This is a genomic window from Streptomyces sp. UG1 (genome assembly GCF_049974585.1).
In the GTDB taxonomy this organism is placed as follows: Bacteria; Actinomycetota; Actinomycetes; order Streptomycetales; family Streptomycetaceae; genus Streptomyces.
Genome location: NZ_JBNGGG010000056.1, coordinates 23375 through 49888, shown reverse-complemented (window position 1 = coordinate 49888; position 26514 = coordinate 23375). Strand labels below are relative to the sequence as shown.

Below are 26514 nucleotides of genomic sequence, written 5' to 3'. Positions count from 1 at the left end.
GAGTACGACGTGATCACGAAGGTCGAGCACACTGCCGTCGGCATCGGCGCCTCCGACGTCACCCTGGCCCTGGAGGTCGCCGGCACCCTGCACGCGCCGACGGCCCCGTCCCGGGCGCCGGAGCTGGCCACCGCCCGCCCGCGCGCCGGTCGCCGGGCCGCCGCGGCCCGCGGCCGCCGCCGTACCGTACGAGGCTGAGAACGTGCGAGGCTGAGAGCGTTCGAGCCCGCTCAGCCCTCCCCGTCCGGCCCCCTTCCCACCGCACCCGAGGATCCCGAACCCATGAGCCCCGCCGATGGCGACCGTGACCCCCAGCGCATCCTGATCGTCGACGACGAGCCGGCCGTGCGTGAAGCACTTCAGCGCAGCCTCGCCTTCGAGGGGTACGACACCGAGGTCGCGGTCGACGGCGCCGACGCCCTGGAGAAGGCGACCGCCTACCGGCCCGACCTGGTGATCCTGGACATCCAGATGCCCCGCATGGACGGCCTGACCGCCGCCCGCCGTATCCGCGGCGCGGGCGACACGACGCCGATCCTCATGCTCACCGCCCGCGACACGGTCGGCGACCGGGTGACGGGACTGGACGCGGGCGCCGACGACTACCTGGTGAAACCCTTCGAACTGGACGAGCTGTTCGCCCGGGTCCGCGCGCTGCTGCGGCGCAGCTCGTACGCGGCGGCGGCCGGTGCGGGCGCGGCGGAGGAGGACGAGGCGCTCTCCTTCGCCGACCTGCGCATGGACCTCGCGACGCGGGAGGTCACGCGGGGTGGGCGGCCGGTGGAGCTGACGCGTACGGAGTTCACGCTGCTGGAGATGTTCATGGCGCATCCGCGCCAGGTGCTGACCAGGGAGCAGATCCTGAAGGCGGTGTGGGGCTTCGACTTCGAGCCGAGCTCCAACTCCCTGGACGTGTACGTCATGTACCTGCGCCGCAAGACCGAAGCGGGCGGCGAGCCGCGGCTCGTGCACACGGTGCGGGGCGTGGGGTATGTGCTGCGGCAGGGTGGGGCGGAGTGACCAGGCTCCTACGCCGGTTCCGCGCACTGCCGATCCGGTCGCGGCTGGCGTTGCTGGTGGCGGCGGCGGTGGCGTTCGCGGTGGCGGCGGTTTCGGTGACGTGCTGGTTCATCGTGCAGGGGAAGCTGTACGAGCAGTTGGACAAGGACCTGAGCAGGGCGGCCGGGAAGCCCCAGTACACGGATGTGGTGGACGCGGTGCGGGACTGCACCCAGACCCCGCAGCCGACCACCAGCCCCTTCTACCGCAACAACTACCTCCAGGTGGTTGTTGCGAGCGGGAAGTACTGCGTCATCGGCGGCTCCGCGGGCGCGGTCAAGGTCACCCAGGCCGACAAGGACCTGGTCGAGAGCGGGGACATCAACGAGGTCCGCACCCGCAATGGCACCACCACCGACGGCGCCGCCGTGCGCGTGATGACCGTGCGCCTGTCGCTGGGCATCGCCGAGGGCGACAACCCGCCCGGCAACTCCGCCCTGATGATCGCCACCCCCCTGAAGAACACCCAGTCCACCCTCAACGAGCTGGCCCTGATCCTCCTCCTCGTCTCCGGCATCGGAGTGATCGGCGCCGGAGCCGCCGGCCTCGCGGTGGCCCGCACGGGACTCCGCCCCGTCGACAAGCTCACCGAGGCAGTCGAACACGTGGCCCGCACCGAGGACTTGACGGTCCGCATCCCCGTGGAGGACGAGAGCGAGGACGAGGTGGCCCGGCTGTCCCGCTCCTTCAACTCCATGACCTCCGCCCTGGCCAGCTCCCGCGAGCTCCAGCAACAGCTCATCGCGGACGCCGGCCACGAACTGCGCACCCCCCTCACCTCCCTCCGCACCAACATCGAACTCCTCACCCGCAGCGAGGAGACCGGCCGCCCCATCCCGGAGGCGGACCGCAAGGCACTCCTCGCCTCGGTGAAGGCGCAGATGACCGAACTGGCGGCCTTGATCGGCGACTTGCAGGAACTGTCCCGCTCGGAGGGCCAGCGCGGCGAACGCGTCCAGGTGATCTCCCTGGAGGACACGGTCGAGGCGGCCCTGCGCCGCGCCCGCCTCCGTGGCCCGGAACTGACGATCACGGCGGACCTCCAGCCCTGGTACGTCCGCGCGGAGCCGACGGCGCTGGAGCGGGCGATGGTCAACATCCTCGACAACGCGGTGAAGTTCAGCCCCGAGGGCGGCACGATCGAGGTCGCCCTGCACGAAGGCGTCCTCACGGTCCGCGACCACGGCCCCGGCATCCCCGCCGACGAACTCCCGCACGTCTTCGACCGCTTCTGGCGTTCGCCGAGCGCACGCGCGTTGCCGGGCTCCGGCCTCGGCCTTTCCATCGTCGCCCGCACCGTCGAGCAGGCCGGCGGCCAGGTCACCCTGTCCCACGCGGAGGGCGGCGGCACGGTGGCGACCGTACGGCTGCCGGGGGCGGCTACTCCTCCGCCGGAGGTGCCTTAACCGGTTCGGCCCACCTGGCCCTCGGTGCTCAGGTGGTGATGGTCAGCGCCTCGGAGCCCGTGAGCTGGTGACTGGCGTTTTCCGCGAAGACCTTGAAGTACACGGTTCTGCCGGGGGCCAGGTGGAAGGAAAGGGAGTTGCCCGAGATGACCTCGTCGGAGACGAAGCACGGCCCGGGCGGCGTGCCGCAAAGGCCGACCCGATAGTTACGGGTGACGCTGTCCGCCGAATCCCTGGGGTCCCACGTCACGGTCACGGTCTCGCCGGCCTCGTCGTAGGAGTAGGCGAGACCGGTCGGTGCGGGCGCGGCCGCCTCCGCCGTCTGCACGGCCATCGCCGGTGCGGCCACCGGCCCGAGGGCCAGCACCAGTCCGGCACCCACCGCACCCACGCGGCTCATCCGCTCATTTCCAGGCAGCTTGGCGGCGGGTCACGCCTCGTCCCAGCGGAACAGGCGAGTGGCGATCAGCGTCAGTACGGCGGCGAAGGCGAGCAGGCCGCCCATGACGGGCAGGGCCGCGGACCAGCCCTCGCCTCGGGACAGTACGTCCTGCATCGCCTCGCCGAGATGCTTCAGCGGCAGGAACTGCGACACCGTACGAAGCCACTGCGGTGCGGCGTCGAGCGGGAAGAAGGAGCCGGAGAGGAAGGCCATCGGGAGGATGATGATCTGGGCCATCCCGTTGGCGGCCTCCTCGGACTTGGCCCAGGCGCCGACGACCAGCCCGATGGACATGAAGGCCAGCGTGCCGCTCAGGATCAGCGGGAAGGTCAGCCACCAGTGGCCGGTCAGGCGCAGACCGAAGTAGGGCAGGGTGGCCACGCCGAGGAAGATCGCGGTCTGTGCGAGGGCCAGGCTCAGATTCACGCCGATACGGGCCCCGATCACCGAGCCGGCGCTGACGGGCGCCAGCCACAGTCGGCGCAGGATGCGTTTCTTGCGCCAGTTGACGAGGTTGAGCGCGGTGCCGAACACCGCGCCCATCGCGACCGCCCAGCCGAGCAGGCCGGGGGTGAGGAACTGGATCGGCTTGGTCGACTCGTCCTCGACCTGCCCGGACGTCAGCGTGTAGGCGGGCGGCTGACCGGTCGCGGCCTGGTTGGCCCGCTCGACGATCGACCCCAGGATGCCCTGTACGTTGCCCGCCCGTACCAGGTCGGCCGCCGAGAAGCGCAGTTCGACCTCTCCCCCGGTCTGGGTGACCGCGGCGTCGGCGTCGCCCTTGCGGACCTTCTCCAGCGCGTCCGCGCGGGCCGCCGCCGATCCGTCCGTCTTCTCGATCCGCAGCACGTCACGGAGCCGTGCGCGTTCCTTGTCGGGCATCTCGTCCAGCACGGCGACATCGCCGACCTGGATCACCTTCGACTCGGAGACGCCGGCGTCCTTGAGGAGGGTGCCGAGCAACACCAGGAACATCAAGGGGAAGATCAGCATGAAGAAGACCGCTGTCCGGTCGCGCAGCAGGCCCAGCGTCATCGCCTTGGTGAGACTGCGGAAGGACTGGTTCCTTGTCCTCACTCGCGGTACTCCCGTCCGGTGAGCTGGAGGAAGACGTCCTCGAGGGAGTCCACCCCCAGCTCGCCTATCAAGTCGCCGGGCGGGCCGACGCGCAGCACCCTGCCGTGGTCCATCACCGCCACCCGGTCGCACAGCGTCTCGGCCTCGTCCATGTAGTGAGTGGTCAGGACGACGGTGCGGCCCTCGGCGTTGATGTCGCGCAGGAGGTCCCACAGGTTCCGGCGCGCCTGCGGGTCGAGGCCCGTGGTCGGCTCGTCGAGGAAGACCAGCTCCGGGTCGTGGACGAGCGCGCAGGCGATGGAGAGCCGTTGCGCCTGGCCGCCGGAGAGCTTGTCGTCGCGGACGCCGGCCTTCTCCGTCAGGCCGACCTTCTCCAGCATCGCGTCGGCGTTCGCCCCCGGGACGCCGTAGAGCGAGGCGAAGGTGTGGATCTGCTCCCGTGCGGTGAGCTTCTCGAAGAAGGCGGAGGCCTGGAGTTGGACGCCGATCCGGGGCAACAGGGCCTTGTTGCGCGGCCAGGACGGCTCGCCGAGCACGGTTGCGGTGCCCTCGTCGGGCTCACGCAGCCCCTCGACGATCTCCAGGGTGGTGGTCTTGCCCGCGCCGTTCGGTCCGAGAATGCCGTAGAACTCGCCGCGCCTGACCTCGAACGAGACCCCGTCGACGGCCTGTACATCCCCGTACCGCTTGCGCAGCCCTTCGACTGTGATCGCATCGGTGGCCATGACGATCGACGCTATCCCGGAATGATCGGCTCCGGCGACCACCTCGGTCGGCCTACTCGACGGCCGTGGGGTCGAGACGCTGCGCGGGCCAGGCTTCGCGGAGCTGCAACTCCTCGACCACCGGCAGACCGTCGGTGTTCACGTGCACGGCGATCCGGCCACAGTCGATGTCCAGCAGCTTGTAGTGACCATCACCCGGATCGGCAACTGGCCCGTTTGGGTCAGCTCCGACGGCCACCAACAGGCTTGCCTTGGGCCGCCAGTGGCCCAAAGCGGCCGCTCTCCCCGGAAGCACCCAGCCAAAGCCGACAGAAGCTCACAGACAGGCCCAGCTACCTGTCGATGTCCTGTCATCCTCACTGATCCCGACCCTACCCGTCAGTTCTCTGGAATCTTCCTGGCCGTCAGACAGGCAGGTGTCTGCCAGGCGCTGTCAAGCACGGCCAGGCACCTGTGCACAGACCACAGGAGTGAGCCAACCCCCATGCGACTCATTCGCACATCGGCAACATCCGCGATATCCACGCTCAAGAAGAGCGCCCTCGGCCTCGCCTCCGCCGCCCTCGCCGTCACCGGCGTGCTGGCGGGTGCCGGTTCCGCTGAGGCGGCCGGGCCCGGTGGGGCCCAGAACGTCCGGGGCGTCGACCCCGGGAACACCGACCTGATGATCGAGCGGCTCTGCAGCCAGGAGGGGAGCCTGACGGGCGTGTACGGCGCCCTCAACGTCGACACGGGTGAGTTCAAGACCCGGGACGAGTATCTGCGGGACGTCTTCGGGCTGTGGAAGCCCGCCGGGCCGTGGGAGCTGTTCCGCGGCTGGTGCGGGTACGCCGAGGCCTCGACCTGGTCCATCAAGGGCGAGCCGGTCCGCACCTCCCGGTGGATCGGCAACCGGGGCTCGGCGGACGACAAGGAGACCTTCGTCAGCAGCTACAGCACCAAGACGTTCGCCAAGAAGAGCGTCGGGGGGACCATCAGCCTCTCCCTCGCCAAGAGCATCTTCTCCGGCAGCGTGGGCGGCAGCGCGGGTTACGAGTGGGGCTGGGAGAAGGAGTCCCGGTTCGAGACCCGTAGCGAGAAGACGATTCCGCCGTGCCGGCAGGTCGCCGTGACCTGGACGCCGTACCAGCGCGTCGTGCGCGTGAACCCGGTCTTCTACGTCGAGGACTACGAGTGGAACAAGGGCGACGGCGACGTCACCACGCACACCTGGCGCGGCCGGGACGCGAGCTGGAAGACGATCTACTCGTACGGCTACTACATCGACGGCGTCTCCGACAAGCTCCTGCCCAACGGCCAGCCGGACGGCCGGGAGGACAAGATCGAGGAGAAGCTGGACCCCAACACCTGCACCAAGTAGGGGAGTAGGGCACTCACAACCGGGTCCTTACCGCGGCAACCTTTCCGTGCGGGGCGACGACCGCTCTTCGGAGCAACCATCCCCCGCACGGAACGGATCACCGTATGAGCGAGCAGCACGGCAAGGCCCGGCATCGCAGAAGCCGCAAGGCCCTTGCGATCGGTGTCCCCCTGGCCCTCACCGCCGCCGGCACCATGGCCTACGGCAACGCGCTCGGCGTCTTCGGCCAGAACGCCGAGCCCACCGCCTCCGCCGCCGCCCCCTCCTGGGCCACCGCCACCGCCGACGGCTTCGCCTCGGTCAACTCCCTGGGGCAGAACGGCACTTACGGCGGGCGCGACGGGCGGATCGTGACCGTGAAGACGCAGGCCGATCTGGAGAAGTACGCGACGGCCGCGGAGCCGTACGTCATCGTCGTCGCCGGGACCATCAACATGAACCCGGTCGGGAAAGAGATCAAGGTCCGGTCCGACAAGACCATCGTGGGGGCCGGGACCTCCGGGCACATCGTCGGCGGCGGGTTCTTCCTCGGCCAAGGGGTCCACAACGTCATCATCCGGAATCTCACCATCCGGGACTCGTACCAGGGCGTCTGGAACGACAAGGACCACGACTTCGACGCGATCCAGATGGACGGTGCGCATCATGTCTGGATCGATCACAACGATCTGCGGCACATGGCGGACGGGCTCATCGACGTCCGTAAGGACAGCACCAACGTCACCGTCTCCTGGAACAAGCTGAGCGACAACAACAAGACCTTCGGCATCGGGTGGACGGACAACCTCGTCACCGACATCACCATCCACCACAACTGGTTCCGCGAGACCGAGCAGCGCAACCCGTCCACCGACAACGCCGCCCACGCGCACCTCTACAACAACTTCCTGGAGGACGTGGCCGGGGCGGCGATCAAGTCCTCCTACGGCAACTACTCGCGCGGCAGGACCAAGATGGTCCTGGAGAACTCCTACTTCCAGGGCATGAAGAACCCGGTCATCAAGGACAGCACCGCCACCCTGGTGCAGAGAGGCAACACCTTCGTCGGCACCAGCGGGCGCAACGAGAGCGGTGGCGGCACGGCCTTCGATCCCAAGAACTACTACGGCTACACGCTCGACAAGACGGCCGACGTGCCCTCGAAGGTCAAGTCGGGTGTGGGGCCGCGCGGTTCCATCGGTACGTCGGCCAGCGCGAGCACCAAGGCGGGCGCCGCCGCCACGACCCTCACCGTCGCCAAGGACGGCAGCGGGCAGTACTCGACCGTGCAGGCCGCCGTGAACGCCGTACCGGCCAACAACCCCTCGCGCGTCGTGATCGCCGTGAAGCCGGGCACGTACCGCGAGACGGTGAAGGTCCCCTCCAACAAGCCGCACGTCACCATCCGGGGGACCGGGGGCAGCCGTAAGGACACCGTCATCGTCTACAACAACGCGGCCGGCACACCCAAGCCCGGCGGCGGCACCTACGGCACGTCCGGCAGCGCGACCGTGGCCGCCGAGGCCGACGACTTCCAGGCCCGCAACCTGACGATCTCCAACGACTTCGACGAGAAGGCGAACCAGAACCTCAGCGGACATCAGGCGGTCGCCCTGCGCACGGCCGCCGACAAGGTGTTCCTCGACGGCGTCATCGTCGACGGCGACCAGGACACACTGCTGCTGGACACGGCTGCGAAGGACAAGCTCGGACGGGTCTACGTCACGAACTCCTATGTCATGGGCAACGTCGACTTCATCTTCGGGCGGGCTTCGGCCGTGATCGACCGGTCCGTCATCACGCTGAAGAAGCGCTGGGACGGCACGTCGGCCGGCTATGTCACCGCCCCCAGCACCGCCGCGAACCGCAAGGGCATCCTCATCGCCAACTCGGCCGTGAACGGTGACGTGTCCAACCGGAGCTTCTACCTCGGCCGCCCCTGGCACGCGGGCGGTGACGCCTCCCTCGACCCCCAGACGACGGTCCGCAACACCACCCTCAGCGCCGCCGTCAGGACCACGCCCTGGACGGACATGAGCGGGTTCTCCTGGAAGGACGACCGTTTCGCCGAGTACAGGAACAGCGGGCCGGGCGCGGGTGGCGCGAGTTCCGAGCGCCCGCACCTGACCGACGCGCAGGCCGCCGGCCAGGAGGTCGCGGACTGGCTCGGGGACTGGACGCCGACCGCGTCCTGAGGTGAGGCACGGCGGTGAGGTAGGTCAAGGCGGGCGCGGGAAAAGGCCAAGAGCAGACCAACGGACGATCATGAGTTGCCCGCGCCCGGCCATGATTCGGCAACACGTGAACGTTTACTTGAAGTTTCGAGCGTACGTTCCCTGCCGTGAAGACACTTCCTGTTCCCGCCCGCCGCGCACTCCTGCGGGCCGGGCTGACCGGGGCCGCGGCACTGGGGGCCACCACCGCCCTCGGCGCGGCACCCGCAGCCGCCACCCCCCACACCGCCCCCTCCCGGCGCCGGCCCGAGACCCCCTACGAGGCGCTGCGCGAGCTCGCCGCGGGCAACCGGCGCTGGCGCACCTTCTGCGAACGGCATCCCGACGAGTCGCCCGCCGTACGGCAGAGCCTGACGTCCGGCCAGCACCCCTTCGCCGTCGTCCTCGGCTGCATCGACTCCCGGGTGCCGCCGGAGCTGGTCTTCGACCAGGGCCTCGGCGATCTGTTCACCGTGCGCAGCGCCGGCGAGGTCCTGGACGAGGCGGTCCTCGGCAGCATCGCCTACGGCCCGCTCGAACTCGGCACTCCGCTGATCATGGTGCTCGGACACCAGTCGTGCGGTGCGGTGACCGCCGCGGTCGAGGCGGACGAGTCCGGCGAGCGGCTGCCCGCCCACATCCAGTACCTGGCCGACCAGATAGCGCCGAACATCGACCACGCCAAGGAAGGCGCCGCGCGCATCGACGCGACCATCGACGCCAACGTGCGGGCGATCCGGTCACGCCTCGCCGCGGAGCCCGACCTCGCCGCCAGGGTCGCCGACGGCAAGCTGGCGGTCGTCGGAGCCCGCTACGAGCTGACGACCCAGCGGGTGCACCGCATCTGCTGACGCTCACCGGCCCACCGTCAGCCCCGCCCCCTCCAGCCGCACCCTGATCCCGTCCTTCTCCACCCGCACGTCCCGCAGCTGTATCCGTCCGCTCGGCGGCTCCGGCAGGCGGAAGCCCAGGGACAACCGGTCGGCGAGGACGGGGCGGGTGAGGCGGGGCAGGGCGTCGAGCAGGGCGGGGTCGAAGCCGAGCCGGGCCAGCACTTGCGGGTGGTCGAGGGCCAGGTCGATGAGGTTCAGGCGCATGGCCTGGTGCACGAAGCGCGGGGTGCCGGTCAGTTCGGTGAGCTTGGACTCGTTGCGCAGGGCCTCGCGGACGAGGGAGTCGGACACCCCCAGGCGCCGTACCACCGCCGGGACGGACAGCAGCGCCTTCGCCTTGCGGGTCTCGTGCGCCAGCCGGCCCGCCGACGCCCGGCTCAGGTGCAGGCCCTCCGACGCGCGGGCACCCGGGCGGTACGTGGCCAGCTCCCCTATGTCCAGGCGCATTCCGCCGATGTGGGTGGCGATGCCGCGGTCGCCCTCGCGCACGATGCGGGCCTCGGCGCGCAGCCGCAGGTCGTGCCCGGCGACCGGCAGCGTGCCGCGCGCCCGGACCCGGTCCCGGCCCTCAGGGGTGAACGTCACCTGGGACGCGCCGAGTTCGCGGTTGAGGTCGGTGAAGGAGAGCAGGACGTCGCCCTCCAGGTCGGGAACGTCGGCGCCGCGCACGCTCGTCGGGCCGTCGGTGTCCAGCCGTACGTTGCGGGCGGTCGCGGTCACCCGGGCGAGCGAGACCCGGTCGGCGGCCACGTCGGGGACGGTCACCTTGACCGTGTCCAGCCGCTCGTCGGCGAGCTGGGTGAGGAAGGGGAAGCCGTCGATCTCCACCTCGGGAGCGGCCGCGAGGTTCAGCCGGTCCTTGAGGGTGTCCGCCGCTCGGCGCTCGGCGTAGAGCAGGGCCCAGCGGTCGGCGAGGGTGAGGAAGGCGGCGAGGACGACGAGGCCGACCACGGCCTTCATCGCGAACGGCAGACCCGCCAGACGGCCGCGCCGCTTGCGGCGGCCGCCCCGGCGGTGGTTGGGCGGGGCCCAGGGGTCGTCCTGGGCCGCCGCCTCATCGCGCGCTGCCGGTGTCTCCGGAGTCTCCTCTGTCTCCTCGGCGAGGAACTCCTCCAGCGGACCGTCGTCCAGGCTGCCGAGCTCCTCGTAGGGATTTGCGTAAGGATGCGCAGTTATGTGGTGGGGGGAACGCATCGGCCCATCCGACCATGCGCACGCCCCCCACCCGCAACCGCTACCGGAGGTTTGCGATCTAGTTCACGCCACTTCACGAACAGTTGAACCGGCGAACTACTGCACGACGGTGATCCGGTCCGCCGCCGGCGGTGCGATCGGGTTCGTCGCCGAGGAGTTGGCCGTCAGATGCTTCTCCAGCACCGCCAGGTCGTCCGCGCCGACCAGGTCGTTCGTGCCCTGCCCGAGGGTCGGGAAGCCGTCGCCGCCACCCGCGAGGAAGCTGTTCGTGGCGACGCGGTAGGTGGCCGTCGGGTCGATCGCCTCGCCGTTCAGCTTGATCGAGTCCGTCACCACCCGGTCCGCACCCGTCTTCGTCAGGTCCAGCGTGTAGGTCAGGCCCGAGGAGATCTGCAGGACCTTCGGGGAGGCCGCGTTCGCACCGCTGACCTGCTCCTTGAGCACCTGGATGAGCTGCTCGCCGGTGAAGTCCTGGAGGTTCACCGTGTTGGAGAACGGCTGCACCGTGAAGCCCTCGGCGTAGGTCACCACGCCGTCGCCCTCACTGCCCTTGGCCGCGAACGTCAGCGGCGCCCGGATGCCGCCGGGGTTCATCAGCGCCAGGTCCGTCTCCGGGTCCAGCTCCTTGCCGTACGCGAGCTGCGCGTCCGCGATCAGGTCGCCGAGCGGGGATTCCGTGCCGTCCCGGACGATGTCCGCCGAGATGTGGCCGATCGCGCGGTTGCCGATGGGCGCCGCGAGGGTGTTCCACTTGCTGATCAGCTCGGTCATGTCGGGCGCCTTGGGGACGTCCCGGGTGACCACGTGGTTCGCGGACTTCACGGCCGTACGCGCGATGTCGCCGGTGAAGCGGTCGTACGTCAGCGTCGTGTCCGTGTAGAGGCGGCCGAAGGACGCGGCCGAGGTGACCGTGCGCGGCTTGCCCGACGGATCGGGGATGGTGCACGCGTACGCGGTGTGGGTGTGACCCGTCACCAGCGCGTCGACCTGCGGCGTGATGTTCTTCGCGATGTCGACGATCGGGCCGGAGATGCCGTCGCCCGCGCCCGGGGAGTCGCAGTCGTAGTTGTACGCCGTCGAGGCCGGGAAGCCGCCCTCGTGGATGAGCGCGACGATCGACTTCACGCCCTGGCGCTGGAGCGCCTTGGCGTACTTGTTGATCGTCTCCACCTCGTCCTTGAACTTCAGGCCCTTCACGCCGTCCGCGGAGACGATGCCCGGCGTGTCCTCCAGGGTCACGCCGATGAAGCCGACCTTGACGTCCTTCTTCTTCCACACCCAGTACGGCTTGAGGATGGGCCTGTTCGTCTTCTCGTCGAGGACGTTCGCCGCGAGGTACGGGAAGTCGGCGCCGCCGAACTCCTCGTCCGTGTAGCAGCCGTCGGTCGGGTGGCAGCCGCCCTTCTGCAGGCGGGCCAGTTCCCTGGCGCCCTCGTCGAACTCGTGGTTGCCGACCGAGGTGACGTCCAGGTCGAGCTTGTTCAGCGCCTCGATGGTGGGCTCGTCGTGGAAGAGGCCCGAGATCAGCGGGGAGGCGCCGACCATGTCGCCGCCGGCCGCGGTGATGGAGTACTTGTTGCCCTCGCGAGCCTGGCGCAGATGGGTGGCGAGGTACTCCACGCCGCCCGCGTCGATGGTCTCGGTGCTGCCGTCCTCGTGGACCTCGGTGACCCGGCCGGAGGAGCCGGCCGGCGGCTCCAGGTTGCCGTGCAGGTCGTTGAAGGACAGCAGCTGGACGTCCTGGTAGCGGTTGAAGTGGTACCCGCCGCCGTGCTTCTTGGAGCTCTCCCCCGCCGACGCCGTCGCCGGGAGCGCCGCGGCCAGCGCGCCGGCGGTGGCGAGTGCGGCCGCGGACGCGACGAGTGCGTACGTACGCCGTCTGCGGTGCTGCTGGTGGTGGGATGTGGCTGACATCCGCCCCCCTATGTGTCGTGAGTGACCCTTGCGTCCTGAGTGACATGACCCCGTCGGGCGGCAGCCTAGAGTCAACGCGCGTAGCGCGACAGGGGTTCGTGGTTACACCTTGATTGCTTCTGTCGCTCGCTCCCGTGCCGGGACTTTGCCCGAACCGCCCCTTACCCTCGTACGCATGACCAGCGACGACACCGCACAGCCTCTCCCCTCCCGCTCCATCGAGACCTACTCCGCGCTCTCCCCGGAGCAGACCGAGGCCGTACTGGAACTGCTCGCGGAGGCCGCCCGCAGCGACGGGCAGCAGGCGGTGTCCGAACAGGGCCGGCTCCAGTTGCGGGGCGGCGAGCGCGAGGGCGTGTCCCATCTGCTGCTGACCGTGGCCGGTGAACTCGTCGGCTACGCCCAGCTCGAGGACACCGACCCGGTGGAGGCACCGGCCGCCGAACTGGTCGTCCACCCCTCGCACCGCGGCCACGGCCACGGCCGCGCGCTGGGCTCGGCCCTGCTCGGCGCGTCCGGCAAGCGGCTGCGGGTGTGGGCCCACGGCGGCCACTCCGCCGCCCGGCACCTCTCCCAGGTCCTCGGCCTCACCCTGTTCCGCGAACTGCGCCAGATGCGGCGCCCGCTGGCGGACCTCAGCCTGCCGGACCCGGTGCTCCCCGCGGGCGTCACGGTGCGCACCTTCGTGCCCGGCCAGGACGACGCGGCCTGGCTCGCGGTGAACGCCGCCGCCTTCGCCCACCACCCCGAGCAGGGCTCCCTGACCCAGCGCGACCTCGACGACCGCAAGGCCGAGCCGTGGTTCGACCCGGCGGGGTTCTTCCTGGCGGAGCGCGACGACGAGGTCATCGGCTTCCACTGGACGAAGGTCCACGCGAGCGAGGGCCTGGGCGAGGTGTACGTCCTCGGCGTACGCCCCGGCGCCCAGGGCGGCGGCCTGGGCAAGGCCCTGACGACGATCGGCCTGCGGCATCTGGCGGCCCAGGGGCTGCCGACGGCGATGCTCTACGTCGACGCGGACAACAAGGCGGCGGTGTCGGTGTACGAGCGGCTGGGGTTCACGACGTACGAGACGGACCTGATGTACCGCACGGAGACCTGACATAACTGCTGTTGACTCCCATAAGGGGCGGCGATCTTGACGCCGCCCCTTTCTTTCCACCACCCTTTCACTACTCAATTAGTGAAAGGGTGGTGGAACGGATGGTCGACTACCGCATCGACCGGCGCTCCGGCGTCGCCACCTACGTGCAGATCGTGCAGCAGACCAAACAGGCCCTGCGCCTGGGCCTGTTGGAGCCGGGCGACAAGCTGCCCACGGCCCGCGAGGTCGTCGAGGCGACCGCCATCAACCCCAACACCGTGCTCAAGGCCTACCGCGAACTGGAACGCGAGGGCCTGGTCGAGGCACGGCGAGGGCTCGGCACCTTCGTGCGGCGCGGGCTGAACACCGCGCCGGCCGACTCACCGCTGCGCGCAGAGCTGGACGCGTGGGCCGTACGGGCCCGCGGGGCCGGGCTGGACCGCGACGACGTGGACGCGCTCTTCACTTCCGTACTGGACACGCACTTCAAGGGGGACGAGTCATGACCGGGACCGCCATCGAGGCGGCCGCGCTGGGCAAGAGGTTCGGGCGGCGCCGCAGGACCGCGCTGGACGGCTGCACCTTCCGGCTGCCGGCCGGCACCGTGTGCGCCCTCGTCGGCCCGAACGGCGCCGGCAAGTCGACCCTGCTCTCGCTCGCCGCCGGGCTGCAGCGCCCCACCGACGGCACCATCACCGTCCTCGGCCAGGCCCCGCCGACGGCGCGCGAACGGCTCGCGTACGTCGCCCAGAACAAGCCCCTGCACCCCCAGCTCACCGTCGCCGACACCCTGCGCTTCGGGCGGGAGCTGAACCCCGGCCGCTGGGACGCGAAGACTGCCGAGCGGATCGTCGACGAGGGCGGCCTCGACCCGGGCGCCAGGATCCGCACCCTCTCCGGCGGCCAGCGCACCCGCGTCGCCCTCGCCCTCGCCCTCGGCAAGCGCCCCGAACTGCTGCTCCTGGACGAGCCGATGGCCGACCTCGACCCGCTGGCCCGGCACCAGCTCATGGCCGCGCTCATGGCCGACGCGGCCGAGCACGGCACCACGGTCGTCATGTCCTCGCACGTCGTGGCCGAGCTGGACGGCGCCTGCGACCACCTCCTGCTGCTCGGCGCCGGCCGCGTCCGCCTCTCCGGGCCACTGGACGACCTGCTCGCCGCGCACAAGCTCGTCAAGGGGCGGGCCGACGCGGCCCTGGACCCGCACACCGTGATCGAGTCCCGCACCACGGGGCGCCAACTCACCGCCCTCGTACGGCCCGAGGGCCCCCTCGGCGAGGAATGGCAGGTCACGGCCCCCACCCTGGAGGAGTTCGTCCTCGCCCACCTGCGCGCCTCCGAGGCACCGACGCTCCGCTTCGACGGCGTACAGGAGGCCGCCGTATGACCGCCGTGACGCTTCAGAGATCCACCCCGGTCACGCCCTCCGGGGGGCCGCGCGGACTGGCCTGGGTGCTGCTGCGGGTGCACCGCTGGGCGCTGTGGCTCTGGCTGCTGCTGGTGGCCGTCGGCGCGGGAGCGCTGCTGTGGGTGTACGGATGGGGCGCGGACGCCGCCTGGGACGAGTTCCGGGCGATGGGCTGCGACTCACCGGATCGGGGTCCGAGCTGCGACTACTCGGGCCTCGCCATCAGCCGCTACAACCTCGCCGGCAGTCTCGGCGACTCCCTCCTGAGCTTCGTACCGCTGCTCGCCGCCGCGTGGGCCGGCGGCGCGCTCATCGGGCGCGAACTGGAGAGCGGCACCGCCCAGTTGGCCTGGACCCAGTCCGTCTCCCCGGTCCGCTGGCTGGCCGCCAAGCTCGCCGTCCCGGCCGCCCTGCTCGTGTCGGGCACGACCGTGCTCATGCTGCTGCACCGCCTGGCGTGGTCGTCGGACAGCCAACTGCGGCAGGTGACGGCCTGGCGGGAGTGGTACGAGGACGACATCTTCCTGGCCAACGGCTCCCTCGCCCCCGCCTACGCCCTCCTCGGCCTCACGGTCGGCGCCCTCGTGGGCCTGCTCGCGCGCCGCGCCCTGCCCGCGCTCGGCCTCGCGGTCGTGGGCGTCGCGGTCCTCATGACCACGCTCACCACACTGCGCCCGCACCTGTGGCCGGTCGAGACCCTCGTCAACAAGAACGGGTACCCGCCGTACGTCGGCATGGTCACCGACGAGGGCGCCCTCACCTCGTCCGGCGCCCGGATGCCGGACCCCCTCTGTGTCGACGACACCGCCTGCCTCGCCCGGCACGACATCGCGGGCTTCTACCGCGACTACCACCCCTCCTCCCACTTCTGGCCCCTTCAGCTGGTGGAGACGGGCATCGTCCTGGCGGTGGCGGCGCTGGCGGTCCTGATCGCCTTCCGGCTGCTGAAGCGCCGTATCGCCACCGGAGCCGCCGTATGACCACCACGCTCACCGCGACGGCGGCCCGCAGCGGCCGTCGGTCACCCCGCCCACGCGGGCTGGCCTGGACCGTTCTGCGGCTGCACCGCACCGCGCTGATCTTCTGGGTCCTGGCGCTGACCGCCGCCGCGGCCGCGCTGATCTGGACGTACGTCATCGGCGGCGAGGCCCGCCGGGGCCTGAGCGCGTGCGCCGCACCGGTCGCCGCCGACGGACTGCCCTCCTGTGACTCGGTCATAGCGATCACCGCCGACGACACCTACCGCACCATCTTCTCGCTCCTCGCCGACGCGCTGTCGTACCTGATCTTCCCCGTGGCCGCCTGGGCGGGCGGCGCGCTCATCGGGCGGGAGCTGGAGAGCGGCACCGCTCGGCTCGCCTGGACCCAGTCGGTCACCCCGGTCCGCTGGCTGGCCGCCAAGCTCGCCGTCCCGGCCGCCCTGCTCACCGCCGGTACCGGCACGGTCGCGCTGCTGAAGGGGCCCATGAGGGACGGCAACCCCAGCCTGGTCGGGGACTGGTACTTCCCGGAGGTCTTCATCAGCACCGGCCCCACCGCCGTCGCCTACCCCCTGGCCGGCCTGGCCCTCGGCGCGCTCGCCGGACTGCTGCTGCGCCGGGCGCTGCCCGCGGCCGGGGCGGGCCTCGTGGCCGCCCTCGTCCTCTTCAACGTGCTGGAGCGCCGCCGCGAGGACTTCTGGCCGGCGGTCGCCCGCGTCGAAGCGGGCGAGTTCGAGCTGCCGCGCTCGGCCTGGCAGCTCGACTGGAACCAGCACTTCACCCGGGCGACCTTCCACCCTCAGTCCCACTACTGGCCGCTCCAGTACGTCGAAACCGGCATCGTGCTGGCCGTGGCCGCCGCCGCGACGCTCACCGCCTTCTGGCTCTTGCGCCGCCGCACCCCGTAGGGACAGCCGCACGTCCCTCCTACGGGGGGAGGGACGTGCGGCCTCGACACCGTCGCCCGGTCGCGTAGACGCCCGCGAGCCGCCCCCCGCTATCCCGCACGCCATGTCTCCGTAACCATTGGTTCAGACGGGCTTGCGACGCTCGGCCAATGACCGCCGCCGTGCCAGAACCTTCACCTCCCGCGCAGGGGAGCGCGGGGAACGGGGACGCACGACGCCTCCCCGCGACGCTCCCACCCGCGATTTCCGACGCGCCCGTAAACCTGGATGCGCGGAACAATGGGCATATGAGCCAGTCCACCAACGCCCAGGCCAAGGTCCAGCACGCGCAGCCCTCCGTGGGCTCCATCGCGGCACACCGCCCGCACACGGTGTCGTCGGGCATGGTCTCCGACCTGGAGCCCGACATCGACGCCGACCTCGACGCCTACGAGGAGTCACTCGTCGACGGCGTCCAGTTGCCCCAGGGCCGCTTCCTGGACCGGGAGCGCAGCTGGCTCGCGTTCAACGAGCGCGTCCTCGAACTCGCCGAGGATCCGAACACCCCGCTGCTCGAACGAGCCAACTTCCTGGCGATCTTCGCCAGCAACCTGGACGAGTTCTTCATGGTCCGGGTGGCCGGTCTGAAGCGCCGTATCGCCACCGGGGTCGCGACGCGTTCCGCCTCCGGTCTCCAGCCCCGCGAGGTGCTGGAGATGATCTGGGCCCGCTCCCGCGAGCTGATGGCCCGGCACGCCGCCTGCTACCACGAGGACGTCGCCCCCGCCCTCGCGGAGGAGGGCATCCACCTGGTCCGCTGGAACGAGCTGCAGGAGAAGGAGCAGGCCCGCCTGTTCACCCTGTTCCGGCACCAGATCTTCCCGGTGCTGACCCCGCTGGCGGTCGACCCGGCGCACCCCTTCCCCTATATCTCCGGCCTGTCCCTGAACCTGGCCGTGCGCGTGCGCAACCCCGTCACCGGCACCCCGCACTTCGCCCGCGTCAAGGTGCCGCCGCTGCTCTCCCGCTTCCTGGAGGCCTCCCCCGGCCGGTTCGTCCCGCTGGAGGACGTGATCGCCGCGCACCTGGAGGAGCTGTTCCCGGGCATGGAGGTGCTGGAGCACCACGCCTTCCGGGTCACCCGCAACGAGGACCTGGAGGTCGAGGAGGACGACGCCGAGAACCTTCTCCAGGCCCTGGAGAAGGAGCTCATGCGGCGCCGCTTCGGGCCGCCGGTGCGTCTGGAGGTCGAGGAGAACATCAACCAGGAGGTCCTGGACCTGCTGGTGCGCGAGCTGAAGATCAGCGAGGCCGAGGTCTACCCCCTCACCGGTCCCCTGGACCTCACCGGTCTCTTCCGCATCGCTTCCATCGACCGGCCCGAGCTGAAGTACCCGAAGTTCGTCGCGGGCACCCATCGCGATCTCGCCGAGGTCGAGTCGGCGTCCGCGCCGGACATCTTCGCCGCCCTGCGCACCCGGGACGTCCTGCTGCACCACCCGTACGACTCCTTCTCCACCTCCGTGCAGGCGTTCCTGGAGCAGGCGGCCGACGACCCGGACGTCCTCGCGATCAAGCAGACCCTGTACCGCACCTCCGGCGACTCCCCCATAGTCAACGCGCTCATCGACGCCGCCGAGGCCGGCAAGCAGGTCCTGGTCCTGGTCGAGATCAAGGCCCGCTTCGACGAGCACGCCAACATCAAGTGGGCGCGCAAGCTGGAGGAGGCCGGCTGCCATGTCGTCTACGGCCTCGTCGGTCTGAAGACCCACTGCAAGCTGTCGCTGGTGGTGCGCCAGGAGGGCGAGACGCTACGGCGCTACAGCCACGTCGGCACCGGCAACTACCACCCGAAGACGGCCCGCTTGTACGAGGACCTGGGCCTGCTGACGGCCGACCCGCAGGTCGGCGCGGACCTGTCCGACCTCTTCAACCGCCTCTCCGGCTACTCGCGCCGCGAGACGTACCGCCGTCTCCTGGTCGCCCCCAAGTCCCTGCGCGACGGCCTGGTCTCGCGGATCAACAAGGAGGCCCAGCACCACCGTGCCGGGCGTCCCGCCTACGTCCGCATCAAGGTCAACTCCATGGTCGACGAGGCGGTCATCGACGCCTGCTACGGCGCGTCCCAGGCGGGCGTGCCGGTCGACATCTGGGTCCGCGGCATCTGCGCGATCCGCCCGGGCGTACCCGGACTGTCGGAGAACATCCGCGTCCGCTCGGTCCTCGGCCGCTTCCTGGAGCACTCCCGGATCTTCGCCTTCGGCAACGGCGGCGAGCCCGAGGTGTGGATCGGCAGCGCCGACATGATGCACCGCAACCTCGACCGCCGTATCGAGGCCCTGGTCAGGGTCACCGACCCGGCCCACCGCGCCGCGCTGAACCGGCTCCTGGAGACCGGTATGTCCGACACCACGGCGTCCTGGCACCTGAGCCCGGACGGCGAGTGGACCCGGCACGCGGCGGACGGGGACGGCCAGCCCCTGCGCAACGTCCAGGAGATGCTCATAGACGCCCGGAGGCGCCGGCGTGGCACAGCAACACCTTGATCCGACGGACCCCACGGCCGGGGCCGTGTCAGGGGACGCCCTCGCGGGCTACCTGCGCGCCCGGGCCACGGAGTTCCTCCGCGCCCTGCGCCTGCACCGGGAGACCGGCGGCGACGCGGGTGCCCCGGCGCGAACGAGAGCGCGCACGGGGGACAACGGCTCGGAGGAGTCCGTCGACGCGGCCCGGGCGCTACGGCGCTCGGCCCGCCGTATCAGCGCCAGCCTGCACACGTTCCGCCCGCTGCTGGACACCGACTGGTCGGAGGCCATCCGCCCGGAACTGGCCTGGCTCTCCGGCACGCTGGCGATGGAGCACGCGTACGCGGCCCGCCTGGAGCGCCTGCTGCTCGCGCTGCACCGGCTGTCGGGGGCGACGGTGCTGCCCGCGCAGCCGGGCGGGGCCGGTGTGCCCGGCGGTGCGGACGTCCCGCAGAACACGGAAACCGCCGACGCCGCTCCCCCCTCCCACCCCGCGGCCACCCCGGAGCGCGGCAACCTCACCGTGGGCGCCGCCAAAGCGGGCGCCCTGCTCGAGCGCCAGCTCACCCTGGCCCGGACCCGCGCCCACTCCAGCGCCCTCCAGGCCATCGGCTCCTCCCGCTTCCACGCCGTCGCCGACAACATCGCCGTACTGGCCAGCGAGGTCCCCCTCACCCCGGCCGCGGCCACCGCCGACCTGCGCCCGCTCGCGGCCGCCGCCGAGGAGCGGCTCACCGACGCGGTGGCGGCGCTTCCGCTGCTGACCGCGGGCAGCCCGTACAACGCGGAGGCCCTGATCCACGGCCTGTCCCCGGACCCGGCCCCGCATCCGCAGGACGCGCCCTGGCACCAGGTCCGCCTGCTGCTGCGCCTGCACCGCTACGCCCTCGAGGTCCTCCACGGCGACGACTGCCCGGTGGACGTACGGCTGCTGGCGTCCGGCCGGGCCCTCAACCGGCACCGCGACGCCTCCGAGGCGGCCGCCGCCGCGGCCCAGGCGGCCCGCACCCCGCGTATCGCCCCGGCCACGGCCTACGCCCTCGGCGTACTGCACGCCGACCAGCGGCACGAGGTGGAGGCGGCGCGGTTCGCGTTCCAGCAGTCCTGGCAGATGCAGACGGTGGGCACCCCTTGAAACGATAGGCAGCCCCTGAAGGAGGCATCCCCCCGGTGACTCACTCGGAGAACCTCACCGTGCACGCGGCCGGCTGCGTCCTGTGGCGCCGCTCGCCGGTAGACGGTGAGCTGGAGATATGCCTCATCCATCGGCCGAAGTACGACGACTGGTCGCACCCCAAGGGCAAGCTGAAGCACGGCGAGGAACCCCTCGCCTGCGCGCTGCGCGAGGTCGCGGAGGAGACCGGACACCGCGCCGAGCCCGGCGCCGAGTTGCCGACGCTGCGGTACCTCGCGAACGACCGGCCCAAGGAGGTCCGCTACTGGGCGGCCGAGGCGGGACCCGGCGTCTTCGTCCCGAACTCCGAGGTGGACCGCCTGTTGTGGCTGTCCCCGGCGGGCGCCAGGAGCCGGCTGACCCAGCCGAGGGACCGCTCATTGGTGGACGCGCTGCTGGCGTCGCTCCGGCTGGCGTAGTGCGAATCAACCCCAACAAAGCCCCGGAATACACCCGTGTCCTCAACGTGAGCGTTCCGTTACCTCACCGCACCGTCCCCAGGGGTTCACCCCTCGTTCATTTATGCCCATCGGCGGCTTCACCTGTTCTGCTTAGTTTCGGCCGTGCACGATGACGGACCGCGCCCTCGGGGGACGCGTTCCTCGTCACCCAGTCTTCGCACGCCGCCGAATTCAGGACGGCGGCTCCTGGAAGGAACTCCCTCAAGTGAAGCTTCAGCGCAAGAACCGGCGTGCCCTCGCCCTCGGCGCTCTCGCCGTCTCCGGCGCCCTGGCCCTCACGGCGTGCGGCTCCGACGACACCGGCAAGAGCAACGGCGGCGACGCCTCCACTCCCGCGAACGCCGCCAAGATCGACTGCGGTGACGCCAGCGGCCAGCTCCAGGCGTCCGGCTCGTCCGCGCAGAAGAACGCGATCGACGCGTGGGTCAAGCAGTACACCGCGGCCTGCAAGAACGTGCAGCTCAACTACAACCCGACCGGTTCGGGTGCCGGCGTCACCGCCTTCCTGCAGGGCCAGACCGCGTTCGCCGGTTCGGACTCGGCCCTGGCCCCGGAGGAGATCACCGAGTCCAAGAAGACCGCCTGCACCGACGGCGGCCAGGCCATCGACCTCCCGATGGTCGTCGGCCCGATCGGCGTCGGCTACAACGTCCCGGGCGTCGACAGCCTCGTCCTGGACGCCCCGACCCTCGCCAAGATCTTCGACAGCAAGATCACCAACTGGAACGACGCGGCCATCGCGAAGCTGAACCCCGACGCGAAGCTTCCCGACCTCAAGATCCAGGCGTTCCACCGCTCGGACGAGTCCGGCACCACGGACAACTTCACCACGTACCTGCAGGCCGCCGCGCCCGACGACTGGAAGTACGAGCCCAGCAAGTCCTGGGCGGCCAAGGGCGGCCAGTCCGCCTCCGGCTCCTCCGGTGTGGCCCAGCAGGTGACCCAGACCGCCGGTGCGATCTCCTACATGGAGCTGTCGTACGTCAAGGGCGGCATGAAGGCCGTCAAGATCAAGACGGACGCTCCCGACCCGGTCGAGGCCACCGTCGAGAACGCCACCAAGTCCCTCACCGAGGCCAAGGTCGTCGGCACCGGCAAGGACCTGGCGCTGGAGCTGAACTACACGCCGAAGGCCGAGGGCGCGTACCCGATCACCCTGGTCACCTACGAGATCGTCTGCGACAAGGGCAACAAGGCGGAGACCCTGCCCGCCGTCAAGTCCTTCCTCGGCTACATCTCCTCCGAGGACGGCCAGGCGCAGCTGACCGAGGCCGGCTACGCCCCCGTCCCCGACGAGCTGATCACCCAGGTCCGCGACACCGTCAAGGGCCTGAGCTGACCTGAGTGCGGCCCGCTCCGCCCGGAGCGGGCCGCACCGTCCGGTGCACCGCCGCCAGGAGCCCCCGACCTCTCGGGCGGCTCCGCAGACCGGAGAACCCCATGGACATATCAACAGAGAACAAGCCCGCTCCCCCCACACCAGAGCCGTCCCAGACCGAGCAGAAGCGCACCTCCCGAGGCGCCACCCGCCCCGGAGACCGCGTCTTCCTCGCCCTCTCCCGCGGATCCGGCGTCTTCCTGCTGGTGGTCATGGCGGCCATCGCCGTCTTCCTCACCCTTCGCGCCGTCAACGCGATCAGCAAGGACGAGGCCAACTTCTTCACCACCTTCGAGTGGAACCCGACCGGCGACCCGCCGGTCTTCGGCATCGCGGTCCTGGCCTTCGGCACCGTCGTGTCGTCGATCATCGCCCTGGTCATCGCGGTCCCGGTCTCCATCGGCATCGCCCTGTTCATCACGCACTACGCCCCGCGCAAGCTCGGCGGCCCCATCGCGTACGTGATCGACCTGCTCGCCGCCGTACCGTCCATCGTCTACGGCCTGTGGGGCGCCCTCGTCCTCGTACCGAACCTGGACGGCCTGTACGGCTGGCTGGACGAGTACCTCGGCTGGACCGGCGTCTTCGAGTGGAGCGGTGGCGCCCCGCGCTCGCTGTTCACCGTCGGCATCCTGCTCGCGATCATGATCCTGCCGATCATCACCAACGTGAGCCGTGAGATCTTCCGCCAGGTCCCGCAGATGCACGAGGAGGCCGCCCTGGCCCTCGGCGCCACGCGCTGGGAGGTCATCCGGATGTCCGTCCTGCCCTACGGCCGCTCCGGCATCATCTCCGCCTCGATGCTGGGCCTCGGCCGCGCCCTCGGCGAGACGATGGCGGTCGCCATGGTCCTCTCGTCGACCTTCGACATCAACGCCAGCCTGCTCGACCCGGGCGGCGGCACCTTCGCCCAGAACATCGCCAGCAAGTTCAACGAGGCCACTGAGAACGGCCGTGACGCGCTGATCGCCTCCGGTCTGGTGCTCTTCGTCATCACTCTGCTGGTCAATGGCACCGCCCGACTCATCATCGAGCGGCGCAAGGAGTTCTCGGGGGCCAACGCATGAGCAACGCAACTCTCTCCGACAAGCGCCCGAGCACCCTGAAGGGCGCCACGCTGCCCAAGTGGTTCGCCTGGGCGGTCGCCGCGGGCTCGGTCGCCCTCGGCCTCGGCATCAGCGCGGCCGCCGGGCTGAACAGCAGCATCCAGTGGGCCCTGATCGCCGCGGTACTGTTCGTCCTCGGGTCGTACGGCATCTCCGCCCGCGTCGAGGGGCATCGGCAGGCCAAGGACCGTATCGCCACCAGCCTGATCTGGGTCGCGTTCCTGCTCGCCGTCATCCCGCTGGCCTCGCTCATCTACGAGACCGTCAAGCGCGGCGTCAAGGTCCTCGACGGCTACTTCCTCAGCCACTCGATGGGTGTCGTCTCCGACACCGAGGTCGGCGGCGGCATCTACCACGCCATCCTCGGCACCCTGGAACAGGTCGGCATCGCCACCGTGATCTCCGTGCCGATCGGTGTGCTGACCGCCATCTACCTGGTCGAGTACGGCCGCGGCAAGCTCGCCAAGGCGATCACGTTCTTCGTCGACGTCATGACGGGCATCCCGTCGATCGTCGCCGGTCTGTTCATCCTCAGCCTGTGGATCGTGATCCTGGACATGGGCTACTCCGGCTTCGCCGGCTCGATGGCCCTGTCCATCCTGATGCTGCCGGTCGTCGTCCGCTCCACCGAGGAGATGCTCAAGCTCGTCCCGAACGAGCTGCGCGAGGCCTCGCTGGCGCTGGGTGTGCCGAAGTGGCGGACGATTCTCAAGGTGGTTCTGCCCACCTCCCTCGGCGGCATCACCACGGGTGTGATGCTCGCGGTCGCCCGTATCACCGGTGAGACCGCGCCGCTGCTGCTGTTGGTGTGGGTGACGAACTTCATCAACGCCAACCCGTTCTCGGACCCGCAGGGGTCGCTGCCGGTGTACATCTACCTGCAGTTCCAGAACAGTGGTGGTCTGGGTCCGGCGTACGACCGTGCCTGGGCGGCAGCACTGGTGCTCATCGCCTTCATCATGATCCTCAACCTGGTGGCCCGCGGTATAGCCCGCTGGAAGGCCCCGAAGACGGGCCGCTGACGCGGCCAATCAGCGACCCGAAACCCCCTGAAAGAAGCAGTGATTCACATGGCCAAGCGCATAGATGTCAGCGGCCTGAACGCCTACTACGGCTCCTTCCTCGCCGTCGAGGACATCTCGATGACCATCGAGCCCCGCTCCGTGACGGCCTTCATCGGCCCGTCCGGCTGCGGCAAGTCCACCTTCCTGCGCACGCTCAACCGGATGCACGAGGTCACGCCGGGCGGCCGCGTCGAGGGCAAGGTCATGCTCGACGACGAGAACCTGTACGGCCCCGGCATCGACCCGGTGGCCGTCCGCCGCGAGGTCGGCATGGTCTTCCAGCGGCCGAACCCGTTCCCCACCATGTCGGTGTACGACAACGTGGCGGCCGGTCTGAAGCTGAACGGCTCCTACAAGAAGTCGCAGCTCGACGACATCGTCGAGAAGTCCCTCAAGGGCGCGAACCTCTGGAACGAGGTGAAGGACCGCCTGAACAAGCCGGGCTCGGGCCTGTCCGGTGGCCAGCAGCAGCGTCTGTGCATCGCGCGGGCGATCGCGGTGGAGCCCAAGGTGCTGCTGATGGACGAGCCGTGCTCCGCCCTGGACCCGATCTCGACCCTCGCGATCGAGGACCTGATCGGTGAGCTGAAGGAGCGCTTCACGATCGTCATCGTGACGCACAACATGCAGCAGGCGGCGCGTGTCTCCGACCGCACGGCCTTCTTCAACCTGGCGGCCGTCGGCCAGCCCGGCAAGCTGATCGAGATCGACGACACGGAGCGCATCTTCTCCAACCCGTCGGTCCAGGCCACGGAGGACTACATCTCCGGCCGCTTCGGCTGATCCCCACAAACCCCTCGCGGTGCTGCATGGCGGTGCCACCGCGAGGCAGATAAAGGGCCCGCCCCCTGGCTCCCGGGGGGCGGGCCCGTCTGTGTGTTCGATACGGCGACTTGCCATACCAGCGCCGGGCTGCGCGACCCACCCCCCGCCCAGCCCTCCCCGCGGGCACAGGGTCTCAGCCCGCCACGTGCCCGGCCGCATCGTCCCGCGCCAGGCTCCGTGCCCGTCTCGCAGGACCCCGCCAGCCGCAGCTGCAGTGGGCGGCACAGAAGGGGCCCTTCTCGACCATCGTCGTGCGGTGGTTCGAAGGGTCGCCGGGTTTGCCGGGGGAGGTCGGTCCATCTTGCTGTGCCACAGTGACAACGTTACCCAAGGCAAGTAAGTGCGACTCCTCGCCGTGCGTGACGAGGCCACCTACCCGTCGTTAACCGGAACGACAGGGGGCCCGTGACGAACGTACCGGCTGGGGGTAGGCAGGCGATGACGGAGCGGCAGCAGCACAGGCGGATGCGCGGGGCGGGCATTGCGGCCGGGGTCTTGTGCGCCTGCCTCACCGGCAGCGGGTGCGCGGAGCGAGGCGCCGCGGCCGAGGACGCACACGGCGAGGGGGCGGTCGAGGTCGTGCGGCGCGCGGCGGACACCCTCGTCGAGGCCCGCAGTTCCAAGGCCCGTACCTCCATGGAGATGGCCACCGGCGGCACCCGCGTCACCATCCGCGGCGAGGGCGTGTACAACTTCCGCAAGCAGCTCGGGCGGCTGAAGGTACTGCTGCCGCAGGACCCCGCGGGCGCCACCGCACAGCGGCCGATCGTGGAACTGCTCGCCCCAGGCGCGCTGTACATGAAGAACCGCGGCGCCGGCGTGCCGGAGGACAAGTGGGTGCGCGTGGACACGCAGACGCTGTCCGACGGGAACCTCGTCACCGGCGGCGCCACCGACCCGTTCGCCGCCGCCGAGGTGCTGCGCGGGGCGCGGAAGGCGACGTACGTGGGCGAGGAGGACGTCGCCGGTACGGCGGTGCGGCACTATCGCGGCACCGCTGACCTGGGCATCGCCGCCGAGAAGGCCTCCCGGGGGAACGCGCAGGCCCTCGCGGCGGCGGCGAAAGGGTTCGCCACGGACCAGGTCCCGTTCGACGTCTTCCTCGACGAGGACGGCCGGATCCGCAAGGTCCGACACCGCTTCAGCTTCGTCAACGGACAGCAGGAGGGCGCCGTCGCCGTGGCCTCGACGACCTCGCTGTACGACTTCGGGACCCCCGCCGACGTACGGTTGCCCGACAGCGACGACATCTACGCCGGCAAGATCGCCGAGGAGTGAGGGCCGGCGTGTGCGTGCGTGACGGGCGTCAAGAACTAGCCCGTCCGTGCCATGCGCGGTGCGTAGGCCGCTCCCTACT

General features: G+C 70.4%; 26 protein-coding genes. 19 read left to right on the top strand and 7 right to left on the bottom strand.

Annotation, left to right across the window (positions count from 1 at the left end):
• The first annotated feature begins 9 nt into the window (after positions 1-9).
• From ACP4J3_RS44270 to ACP4J3_RS44260, 3 genes are all read left to right on the top strand, one after another.
• Positions 10-198, top strand: coding sequence for a hypothetical protein (locus tag ACP4J3_RS44270; RefSeq protein WP_426542792.1), 189 nt, complete (start codon positions 10-12; stop codon positions 196-198).
• 84 nt (positions 199-282) lie between these two features.
• On the top strand, positions 283-1020 hold the full coding sequence (locus tag ACP4J3_RS44265; protein WP_426542790.1) for a response regulator transcription factor: 738 nt from the start codon (positions 283-285) through the stop codon (positions 1018-1020).
• Entirely contained in the window at positions 1017-2465 is a 1449-nt protein-coding gene (locus ACP4J3_RS44260) for a HAMP domain-containing sensor histidine kinase (protein ID WP_426542788.1), read from the top strand. The genes ACP4J3_RS44265 and ACP4J3_RS44260 overlap by 4 nt, the downstream gene beginning before the upstream one ends.
• 28 nt (positions 2466-2493) lie before the next feature.
• Here ACP4J3_RS44260 and ACP4J3_RS44255 read toward each other — a convergent pair whose 3' ends face one another.
• Genes ACP4J3_RS44255 through ACP4J3_RS44240 form a run of 4 tightly spaced genes read right to left on the bottom strand, consistent with a single transcriptional unit; the run spans position 2494 to position 4947 of the window.
• The gene (locus ACP4J3_RS44255) at positions 2494-2865 is read right to left on the bottom strand and encodes a fibronectin type III domain-containing protein (protein WP_426542786.1); all 372 of its coding nucleotides are present in this window, start codon (positions 2863-2865) and stop codon (positions 2494-2496) included.
• A 30-nt stretch (positions 2866-2895) separates the two neighbouring features.
• The gene (locus tag ACP4J3_RS44250) at positions 2896-3984 is read right to left on the bottom strand and encodes an ABC transporter permease (protein WP_426542784.1); all 1089 of its coding nucleotides are present in this window, start codon (positions 3982-3984) and stop codon (positions 2896-2898) included.
• Positions 3981-4709 (bottom strand): ABC transporter ATP-binding protein, encoded by a 729-nt coding sequence (locus ACP4J3_RS44245; protein ID WP_426542782.1) that lies wholly within the window; start codon positions 4707-4709, stop codon positions 3981-3983. Before ACP4J3_RS44245 ends, ACP4J3_RS44250 begins: the two co-directional genes overlap by 4 nt.
• A 52-nt stretch (positions 4710-4761) precedes the next feature.
• Positions 4762-4947 carry a hypothetical protein gene (locus ACP4J3_RS44240; protein ID WP_426542780.1) on the bottom strand — a complete coding sequence of 62 codons (186 nt, stop codon included), beginning with the start codon at positions 4945-4947 and terminating at the stop codon, positions 4762-4764.
• Between the two features lie 246 nt (positions 4948-5193).
• Here ACP4J3_RS44240 and ACP4J3_RS44235 point away from each other — a divergent pair, with 246 nt between their 5' ends.
• The 3 genes from ACP4J3_RS44235 (at position 5194) to ACP4J3_RS44225 (ending at position 9112) form a co-directional block, all read left to right on the top strand.
• The gene (locus ACP4J3_RS44235; protein ID WP_426542778.1) at positions 5194-6069 is read left to right on the top strand and encodes a hypothetical protein; all 876 of its coding nucleotides are present in this window, start codon (positions 5194-5196) and stop codon (positions 6067-6069) included.
• A gap of 104 nt (positions 6070-6173) precedes the next feature.
• A complete protein-coding gene (locus ACP4J3_RS44230; protein WP_426542776.1) occupies positions 6174-8243 on the top strand; it encodes a pectinesterase family protein in 2070 nt (689 codons plus the stop codon).
• A 146-nt stretch (positions 8244-8389) separates the two neighbouring features.
• The gene (locus ACP4J3_RS44225; protein ID WP_426542774.1) at positions 8390-9112 is read left to right on the top strand and encodes a carbonic anhydrase; all 723 of its coding nucleotides are present in this window, start codon (positions 8390-8392) and stop codon (positions 9110-9112) included.
• A 3-nt stretch (positions 9113-9115) separates the two neighbouring features.
• Here ACP4J3_RS44225 and ACP4J3_RS44220 read toward each other — a convergent pair whose 3' ends face one another.
• Complete coding sequence (locus tag ACP4J3_RS44220; RefSeq protein ID WP_426542772.1) at positions 9116-10348, bottom strand: DUF2993 domain-containing protein; 1233 nt, start codon at positions 10346-10348, stop codon at positions 9116-9118.
• Positions 10349-10444: 96 nt separating this feature from the next.
• The gene (locus tag ACP4J3_RS44215; RefSeq protein WP_426542770.1) at positions 10445-12262 is read right to left on the bottom strand and encodes a bifunctional metallophosphatase/5'-nucleotidase; all 1818 of its coding nucleotides are present in this window, start codon (positions 12260-12262) and stop codon (positions 10445-10447) included.
• A 175-nt stretch (positions 12263-12437) separates the two neighbouring features.
• On the opposite strand from ACP4J3_RS44215, the gene mshD reads away from it, so the two are divergent.
• The 12 genes from mshD to pstB all read left to right on the top strand — a co-directional run bounded on the left by mshD (position 12438) and on the right by pstB (position 25115).
• A complete protein-coding gene (gene mshD / locus ACP4J3_RS44210) occupies positions 12438-13364 on the top strand; it encodes a mycothiol synthase (RefSeq protein ID WP_426542768.1) in 927 nt (308 codons plus the stop codon).
• A gap of 101 nt (positions 13365-13465) precedes the next feature.
• Positions 13466-13852, top strand: a complete 387-nt coding sequence (locus tag ACP4J3_RS44205; protein WP_194044378.1) for a GntR family transcriptional regulator — start codon at positions 13466-13468, stop codon at positions 13850-13852.
• Positions 13849-14736: an ABC transporter ATP-binding protein gene (locus ACP4J3_RS44200; RefSeq protein WP_426542765.1), complete on the top strand. Its 888-nt coding sequence runs from the start codon at positions 13849-13851 to the stop codon at positions 14734-14736. Before ACP4J3_RS44205 ends, ACP4J3_RS44200 begins: the two co-directional genes overlap by 4 nt.
• Positions 14733-15737: an ABC transporter permease gene (locus ACP4J3_RS44195; RefSeq protein ID WP_426542763.1), complete on the top strand. Its 1005-nt coding sequence runs from the start codon at positions 14733-14735 to the stop codon at positions 15735-15737. Before ACP4J3_RS44200 ends, ACP4J3_RS44195 begins: the two co-directional genes overlap by 4 nt.
• Complete coding sequence (locus ACP4J3_RS44190; RefSeq protein WP_426542761.1) at positions 15734-16645, top strand: hypothetical protein; 912 nt, start codon at positions 15734-15736, stop codon at positions 16643-16645. Before ACP4J3_RS44195 ends, ACP4J3_RS44190 begins: the two co-directional genes overlap by 4 nt.
• Positions 16646-16794: 149 nt before the next feature.
• The gene (locus tag ACP4J3_RS44185; RefSeq protein WP_426542759.1) at positions 16795-19170 is read left to right on the top strand and encodes an RNA degradosome polyphosphate kinase; all 2376 of its coding nucleotides are present in this window, start codon (positions 16795-16797) and stop codon (positions 19168-19170) included.
• A complete protein-coding gene (locus tag ACP4J3_RS44180; protein ID WP_426542757.1) occupies positions 19151-20284 on the top strand; it encodes a CHAD domain-containing protein in 1134 nt (377 codons plus the stop codon). The genes ACP4J3_RS44185 and ACP4J3_RS44180 overlap by 20 nt, the downstream gene beginning before the upstream one ends.
• 35 nt (positions 20285-20319) lie before the next feature.
• The gene (locus ACP4J3_RS44175) at positions 20320-20742 is read left to right on the top strand and encodes an NUDIX hydrolase (RefSeq protein ID WP_426542755.1); all 423 of its coding nucleotides are present in this window, start codon (positions 20320-20322) and stop codon (positions 20740-20742) included.
• A gap of 247 nt (positions 20743-20989) precedes the next feature.
• Positions 20990-22123 (top strand): phosphate ABC transporter substrate-binding protein PstS, encoded by a 1134-nt coding sequence (gene pstS / locus ACP4J3_RS44170; RefSeq protein ID WP_426542753.1) that lies wholly within the window; start codon positions 20990-20992, stop codon positions 22121-22123.
• A gap of 101 nt (positions 22124-22224) precedes the next feature.
• Positions 22225-23229, top strand: a complete 1005-nt coding sequence (gene pstC / locus ACP4J3_RS44165; RefSeq protein ID WP_426542751.1) for a phosphate ABC transporter permease subunit PstC — start codon at positions 22225-22227, stop codon at positions 23227-23229.
• Positions 23226-24290 carry a phosphate ABC transporter permease PstA gene (pstA, locus tag ACP4J3_RS44160; RefSeq protein WP_426542749.1) on the top strand — a complete coding sequence of 355 codons (1065 nt, stop codon included), beginning with the start codon at positions 23226-23228 and terminating at the stop codon, positions 24288-24290. The genes pstC and pstA overlap by 4 nt, the downstream gene beginning before the upstream one ends.
• A 48-nt stretch (positions 24291-24338) precedes the next feature.
• On the top strand, positions 24339-25115 hold the full coding sequence (pstB, locus tag ACP4J3_RS44155) for a phosphate ABC transporter ATP-binding protein PstB (RefSeq protein ID WP_426542747.1): 777 nt from the start codon (positions 24339-24341) through the stop codon (positions 25113-25115).
• Positions 25116-25290: 175 nt separating this feature from the next.
• Here the strand turns inward: pstB and ACP4J3_RS44150 are convergent, their stop codons facing one another.
• Positions 25291-25470 carry a hypothetical protein gene (locus tag ACP4J3_RS44150; RefSeq protein WP_426542745.1) on the bottom strand — a complete coding sequence of 60 codons (180 nt, stop codon included), beginning with the start codon at positions 25468-25470 and terminating at the stop codon, positions 25291-25293.
• 125 nt (positions 25471-25595) lie between these two features.
• On the opposite strand from ACP4J3_RS44150, the gene ACP4J3_RS44145 reads away from it, so the two are divergent.
• A complete protein-coding gene (locus ACP4J3_RS44145) occupies positions 25596-26435 on the top strand; it encodes a hypothetical protein (protein WP_426542743.1) in 840 nt (279 codons plus the stop codon).
• Positions 26436-26514: the final 79 nt, after the last annotated feature.